The 6635-nt window shown below is 61.5% G+C and carries 5 protein-coding genes; 4 read left to right on the forward strand and 1 reads right to left on the reverse strand.

Going from position 1 to position 6635, the window contains the following annotated elements:
* The first annotated feature begins 22 nt into the window (after positions 1-22).
* From QOL82_RS26020 to QOL82_RS26035, 4 genes are all read left to right on the forward strand, one after another.
* On the forward strand, positions 23-1804 hold the full coding sequence (locus tag QOL82_RS26020; RefSeq protein WP_283445225.1) for an acyclic terpene utilization AtuA family protein: 1782 nt from the start codon (positions 23-25) through the stop codon (positions 1802-1804).
* A 43-nt stretch (positions 1805-1847) separates the two neighbouring features.
* The gene (locus QOL82_RS26025) at positions 1848-3035 is read left to right on the forward strand and encodes an acyl-CoA dehydrogenase family protein (protein ID WP_283445226.1); all 1188 of its coding nucleotides are present in this window, start codon (positions 1848-1850) and stop codon (positions 3033-3035) included.
* A 544-nt stretch (positions 3036-3579) separates the two neighbouring features.
* Positions 3580-4341 (forward strand): enoyl-CoA hydratase-related protein, encoded by a 762-nt coding sequence (locus tag QOL82_RS26030; protein ID WP_283445227.1) that lies wholly within the window; start codon positions 3580-3582, stop codon positions 4339-4341.
* Between the two features lie 141 nt (positions 4342-4482).
* Positions 4483-4962: an MmgE/PrpD family protein gene (locus QOL82_RS26035; RefSeq protein ID WP_283445228.1), complete on the forward strand. Its 480-nt coding sequence runs from the start codon at positions 4483-4485 to the stop codon at positions 4960-4962.
* Here the strand turns inward: QOL82_RS26035 and QOL82_RS26040 are convergent.
* Positions 4924-6485, reverse strand: a protein-coding gene (locus QOL82_RS26040; protein ID WP_283445229.1) for an IS3 family transposase whose coding sequence is annotated in 2 segments (ribosomal slippage) — positions 4924-6029 and positions 6029-6485 — 1563 coding nt in all. Because the reading frame shifts where the segments join, the coding sequence is not laid out codon by codon here. The genes QOL82_RS26035 and QOL82_RS26040 overlap by 39 nt on opposite strands.
* Positions 6486-6635: the final 150 nt, after the last annotated feature.

A 6635-nucleotide genomic window follows, 5' to 3' on the forward strand; every position in this document is an offset into this window, starting at 1 on the left:
CGATTTTCCATAGGAGATATCCATGAAGCAAAACACACTTCGCATCGGCAGCGCCTCCGGCTTCTGGGGCGACACCGAGTTTGCCGCCGCCCAGTTGGTGCAAGGCGGTAATATCGATGTCCTGGTGTTCGACTACCTTGCCGAGATCACCATGTCCCTACTAAGCCGGGCCAAGGCCAAAGATCCGGCACAGGGTTACGCACCGGATTTCGTGACCACTATCAAGCCATTGATGAAAGATCTGAAGGCGCGCGGCATCAAGGTCATTGCCAACGCTGGCGGCGTCAACCCGACGGCGTGTCGCGCTGCGCTGGAAGCAGCCGCGCAGGCCGAAGGCGTCGACCTGAAGATCGCCGCCGTGCTGGGCGACGACTTGATGCCTCAGATGGAGGCGCTGCGCGCCGCCGACACGAAAGAGATGTTCTCCGGCGCGCCCTTTCCACAAAAGGTGATGAGCGCCAACGCCTATCTGGGCGCCTTCCCGATTGCCGCCGCGCTGGAGGCCGGCGCCGACATCGTGGTCACCGGCCGCTGTGTCGACAGCGCGGTCACGCTGGCATCGCTGATCCATGCCTTCGGCTGGACCGCCGCCGACCACAACCGGCTGGCGCAAGGCAGCCTGGCCGGCCATCTGATCGAGTGCGGCACGCAAACCACCGGCGGCAATTACACCGACTGGGACATCGTCCCGGGCTGGGATGACATGGGCTTTCCGATCGCCGAGTGCCGCGGCGACGGCAGCTTCGTCATCACCAAGCCCGAAGGTACCGGCGGGCTGGTCTGCCCATCAACGGTGGGCGAACAGATGCTTTATGAAATCGGCGACCCGCGCGCGTACATCCTGCCCGACGTGGTGTGCGACTTCACCGGCGTGACACTGACGCAGGTCGGACCCGACCGGGTCGAGGTCAAGGGTGCGCGCGGTGGTGCACCGACCGATCAAGCGAAGGCAAGCGTCACTTACGCCGACGGCTTCAGGGCCACGAGCCTGTTCATGATCGGTGGCATCGATGCCGGTGCCAAGGCGCATCGCGTCGGCGCCGCCATGCTGGCGCGCGTGCGCCGCCACTACACGCAGCGCGGCTGGCCCGACTTTACCGAAACCAGTGTGGAAGCCATCGGTGCGGAAGACACCTACGGTCCCCATGCGCGGCCTGGTTCGCGCGAAGTGATGTTGAAGGTTGGCGTACGCCATCCTGTCAAGGAGGCACTCGAACTTTTTTCGCGTGAAGTCGCACCACTGGCCCTGATGTCGGCGCCGGCCATCACCGGCTTCACCGGCGGCCGGCCCAAGGTGCAGCCGGTGGTGCGCCTGTTTTCCTGCCTGGTACCCAAGGCCCAGATAGTCGCAAGCATCGACATGGGCGCACGGTCCGTGGCGCCGCCGCAGTGGAGCGGCAAACCGTTCGAGCCGGCCAAGTTGCCGCTGGCGGATGGTCCCCTGCCCGCCACCGACGCCTTTGTGCGCGGCAAGCGCACGGTGCCGCTGGTGCAACTGGCATGGGGCCGCAGCGGCGACAAGGGGGATGCAGCCAATATCGGCATCCTGGCGCGCCGCCCCGGGTATCTGCCCTTCATCCGCGCCGCCCTGACCGAGCAGGCGGTAGCGACCTGGTTCGCCCACCTCGTCAAAGGCAGCGTGCAACGCTTTGATTTGCCTGGCACGCATGCGCTGAACTTCTTGATGCACGAAGCCCTGGGCGGCGGCGGCATCGCTTCCATCCGCATGGATCCACAGGCCAAAGCCTTTGCCCAGATGCTGCTCGACTTTCCAGTGCCGATACCGGCAGACATGGCACTTTGACCGATTTCGCCCTGCCTATAACCAAAAAAATGGAGAACACACGATGAACACCACTGCCGGTATCACCACCAGCACCGAAACCCTGAATGCGCGGATTCGCGACGTGCAGGAAGCCACCCGCGGCGTCACCACCCTGTACCCGCGCAGCTACATACTCCAATGCATCAAGGAAGACTGTTTCCCCGACGAGCTATGGAACAAGCTCGGCGAATTTGGCCTGCTCGGTCTGTCGATCCCGGAGGAGTACGGCGGTTCCGGTGGCGGCGTGCTGGAGCTCACCGCTCTCAACGAGGCGCTGGCGCTGGCCGGCGTCCCCACGCTATTCCTGGTCGTCACCGGGCTCGGCCGGGTGCCGATCGTGCGCCACGGCACGCCGGAGCAGATCAAGAAATACGTGACGCCCACCTGCACCGGCGAGAAGAAACTGTGCTTCGCCATCACCGAACCCAATGCCGGCACCAACAGCTTCGCCATGACCACGCTCGCCACGCCCAGCGCGGGCGGCGGCTGGACGCTGAACGGCCAGAAGGTCTTCATTTCCGGCGCGCGCGATGCCGACTACATGCTGGTGATCGCACGCACCACCAAGGCCAGCGAGGTGAAGAACCGCACCGACGGCATCTCGCTGTTCGTGCTCGACATGAAAACGCCCGGCATCCAACTGACCCAGCTCAACATCCAGGTGGAAACCGCCGAGCGCCAGTACATGGTGTTCTTCGACAACGTCGAAATGCCCGCCGACGCGCTGATCGGCGAGGCCGGCAAGGGAGCCAGGCTGATGTTCGAAGGACTGAATTCCGAGCGTCTGCTGGCCGCCGGCGCTGCCATTGGCCTCGGCGACTATGCGCTGGCCAAGGCAGTGGCTTATTCCAAAGATCGCAAGCCCTTTGGCAAGCCCATCGGCTCCTACCAGGCTCTGCAGCACCGCATGGCGCAGGCCAAAGCGCAGATCGAGGCGGCGCGTCTAATGACCTACTCCGCCGCGGAACGCTTCGATGCCGGCGAGGACGCCGGCGCGCACGCCAACATGGCCAAGCTTTTGGGCTCGCAGGCGGCCCACGCCGCGATCGAAGCTGCGCTGCAAACCCACGGCGGCTACGGCTTTGACCGGGACTACGATATCGTCACGCTGTGGCCGATGATACGCCTGATGGAAATCGCACCGATCAACAACGAGATGCTGCTGAACTACATCGGTGAACATGTGCTGGGCCTGCCCAAATCATACTGAACTGATGTCGGCTTTCATGCCGGGCGTGCTTCTTGATTTAGATGCTGAGAATGTATACCACAGGCTCCCGATCTAATCGCCCGGGGACCAAGCGGCCGCGAGCGCTCAGGGAAAACACCAGAGGAACGAGATCAAAACCAAAACCGCAAAGCCCTGATCAAGGCTGCAAGCAATCTGTTTATACGCTACCGATTCAACGGTACCGACACGCATGACATACCCGTCGCAACGGGTTTGACCGGTTTGTTCGTCATCTGTGTGTTTCCTCCGTTCAATACGGAATTTCTTCTCGAATCTCTGCCAGAAAACCCCGATTGACGGTCACATGTCTTAACGTTATTCTTTTTTTTAAATAAAGATTCTGATATCCGAACATGCAGCGCTCGGTAGTAAAGTTCACCACAAGCATTTCGTGCACTCTCGGTCACCCATGCGGGACTGAAATCGCGAGAAGCGGTTGCGAACCAGTTGGCAAATGACCCAAACACACCACAACATGCAGTTCCAACAAACCGCGCGACAGCCGAACCAGGAGACAAACCGCATGAACAATGAGCTTCTTTACGAAGTGAACGACGGCATCGCCGTCATCACGATCAATCGGCCGGAGCGCCGCAATGCGCTGAACCGCGCCGTGCGCGAAGGTTTTTTCGAGGTCTGGCGCCGCTTCGAAGCCGACGCCGGGGCTCAAGTGGCCATCCTTACCGGAGCCGGCGACAATTTCTGCGCCGGCATGGACCTGGTGGAAGCTGCGGACACGCAACTGCGCATTCCGCCGCCTGGCTTCATGGCTGTGCTGGGCGACAACATTGAAGTCACCAAACCCGTCATTGCCGCAGTTCAGGGCTACGCCTACGCGGGAGGCTGGCTGCTGTCGCAGATGTGCGACCTGTGCGTGGCGGACGAAACCGCCAAGTTTGCGATCACCGAAGCCAAGGTTGGACGCGGCATGCCGTGGGCCGCGCCCGTCATCCACATGCTGCCGCAGCGCATCCTGATGGAAGTCGCGATGACCGGCGACCCGCTGACTGCGCAGCGCGCCTACGAACTCGGCTACATCAACCGCCTGATGCCCAGGGGGCAGGCACTGCAGGGTGCAATAGAACTGGCTGCCCGGCTCATGGTCAACGCACCGCTGACGGTGCGCGCCGCCAAGGAAATGGTGCGCATGTCAACCGAGATGGGCCGTACCGCCGCGCTGCGCGCCTCCAACCGGGCATTCGACGCCGTTTACCTCAGCGAGGATGCGCTGGAAGGGCCGCGTTCATTTCGGGAAAAGCGCAAACCAGTCTGGAAGGGCCGCTGAAATGAACGTGATCACGACCACCACCAAACTTGCCCCGTCGGCTCCTGTCCAAAGCTCGGGAATCACGCGGGAACTGGCGGTGCGCAGCGCTGCCCTGTGCTACGCCGATTTACCTGAGGACGTGCGCGTGCGGATCCGGCAATGTCTGCTCGACTGGATCGGCGTCACGCTTGCTGGGGGCGTGCCAGCCCCTGGTGCATATGCTGGCCGAAGAGGCACGCGAACAAGGGGGGGCATGCCCAGGCCACAGTCGTCGGGCACGCCATGGCAACCTCCAGCCGGCAGGCGGCGTTGATCAATGGCGCGGCGGCGCATGCGCTGGATTACGACGACGTCAACATGGCCTGCACCGGCCACCCCTCGGTGGTCCTGATTCCGGGCCTGTTGGCCCTCGCCGAATCGCGTGGCTTCAGCGGTCATGACTTCATGACCGCCTTCGCCGCTGGCTACGAAACCATGTGCCGCCTGGGTCTGGCAAGCGGCGAGACGCAATACGCCAAGGGCTTTCATACCACGGCAACACTCGGCACCGGAAGATTTCAAGCTAGTTGTCGCCTGCATGGGGCATTTACGCTGCCTTTTTTAGTTCCGGATTTTGCTCCTTTTGACTGGCTGGATTGATATCGTGCTTTCGTGCTTTTCGGGATTCAAGTGGACTACCAGGACCGGATTCCAGTTACGCGTGGCACCGCTCCAGCGTTCCGGATGCGTTGCCTTGGCCGCCTCATAAACCGCATCGCGTTTCTTTAGCGGCTCAATGTCCAGACCAGCGTGCCGTTGTGCCGGTGTTACGAATCCGATCGCGCTGTGACGGTGTTCCTCGTTGTACCAGTGCACAAACGCACCAACCCACTGTCTGGCAGCCAGCAGGCTCCCGAACGCACGGTTCGGATAGGTAGGCCGGTATTTCATCGTCTTGAACAACGATTCGGAATACGGGTTGTCATTACTGACTGCCGGACGACTGAACGAAGGCGTCACGCCCAACGCCTGCAACGTGGCCAGCATGGTAGCGCCTTTCATCGAGCTGCCATTATCCGAATGGAGCACCACCTGCTTCGGCCGGATGTGTTCACGCTCGCAAATGTCACGCATGACTTCACTTGCCAGGTCACTGCTTTCAGTTTCATAGACCTGCCAGCCGACGATCTTGCGGCTGAATATGTCGACGAACAGGTACAGGTAAAAATAGACGCCCTTGATCTGCGCCGGCAAACAAGTGATGCCCCAGCTAAACAGCTCGGCTGGTGCTCTGGCACATAATGCACGCGCTTTGGTGCGCGGCCTGGCGGCCCTTTCAGCGCCCCGGTGCTGAAGCTGGCCGTGCGCATTCAAGATGCGATAAAACGTCGATTCCGAAGCGACGTAGTGGCCGCTATCAGCTAATCGCGGCACGATCTGGCTCGGCGGAAGATGGCCAAATGCCTCCGAATTGGCAACGGCCAGCACGCGCTCGCGTTCCAGCGCGCTGAGCTCATTGCCGGGCCTTTGTATCCGTGCAGGTCGCCGGTCGCCACCGGCAGCCTGGTCGCCTTGCCAGCGCTGCAGGGTACGCTCGCTGAGCTCAACGACTTTGCAGGCGCGGTCCTGCCGCGCTCCGGCAACGACGGCTTCGCTTACCAGAGCCAGCACGCTTGCGCGCTCGGAAAGGGAGGTCATCGGTCCTCGTCCTCCCAGAGCGCGCGGAACTTTTTTTGCAGAATCAGCAACGCGGCTGCCTCCGCCAATGCCTTGTCCTTGCGCACCGCTTCCCGTCTAAGGACAACGATTTCGTCCTTCAAGGTGCGAAGCGCACGGCTGCCGGATGTCGCCTCTTTGGGCTCGATACAAAAAGCCGCTTTCCAGCTGTTGAGACGATGGGGGAACAACCCTCGTTCGCGGCACCACGCTTGCAGTGCTTCTCCGGACAGCCTATGGCTTTCCTGAAGGGCCAACAGCTGTTCTTGTGCAGCCCAGTCCTGAGGGCGCTTCTCGCGTATGGCGACTGCCTTGTATTTGTCAGCTGATTTGTTTCGCATCCAGTTCTTCACGGTGTGGTAACTGACATTGAGTTCGTCCGTGACGTCGCGAACCGACCGGTTGCCACGGGCATATATCTTTACCAGCGCTTGCTCGATAAAGGCCTCAGAATACGTTGCTTTCATGTCTACCTCGATATTTGGGTTTTAAAATCGAGGCGACAACTAGCTTGCCACAGGGGGACGGCGCCCTGATTGCTACCCATGCCCGGCTGGAAGGTCGGCGCGAGCGCTCGGTCCTGGCTGGCCACCGGCTGCTGCAGCGAATCATGCAAC

The organism is Noviherbaspirillum suwonense (genome assembly GCF_900182955.1).
Taxonomy (GTDB): Bacteria; Pseudomonadota; Gammaproteobacteria; order Burkholderiales; family Burkholderiaceae_D; genus Noviherbaspirillum_A; species Noviherbaspirillum_A suwonense.

Coding starts and splice junctions, on each gene's coding strand:
- QOL82_RS26020 (WP_283445225.1), top strand. CDS start 23: ATGAAGCAAAACACACTTCGCATCGGCAGCGCCTCCGGCTTCTGGGGC.
- QOL82_RS26025 (WP_283445226.1), top strand. CDS start 1,848: ATGAACACCACTGCCGGTATCACCACCAGCACCGAAACCCTGAATGCG.
- QOL82_RS26030 (WP_283445227.1), top strand. CDS start 3,580: ATGAACAATGAGCTTCTTTACGAAGTGAACGACGGCATCGCCGTCATC.
- QOL82_RS26035 (WP_283445228.1), top strand. CDS start 4,483: ATGTCTGCTCGACTGGATCGGCGTCACGCTTGCTGGGGGCGTGCCAGC.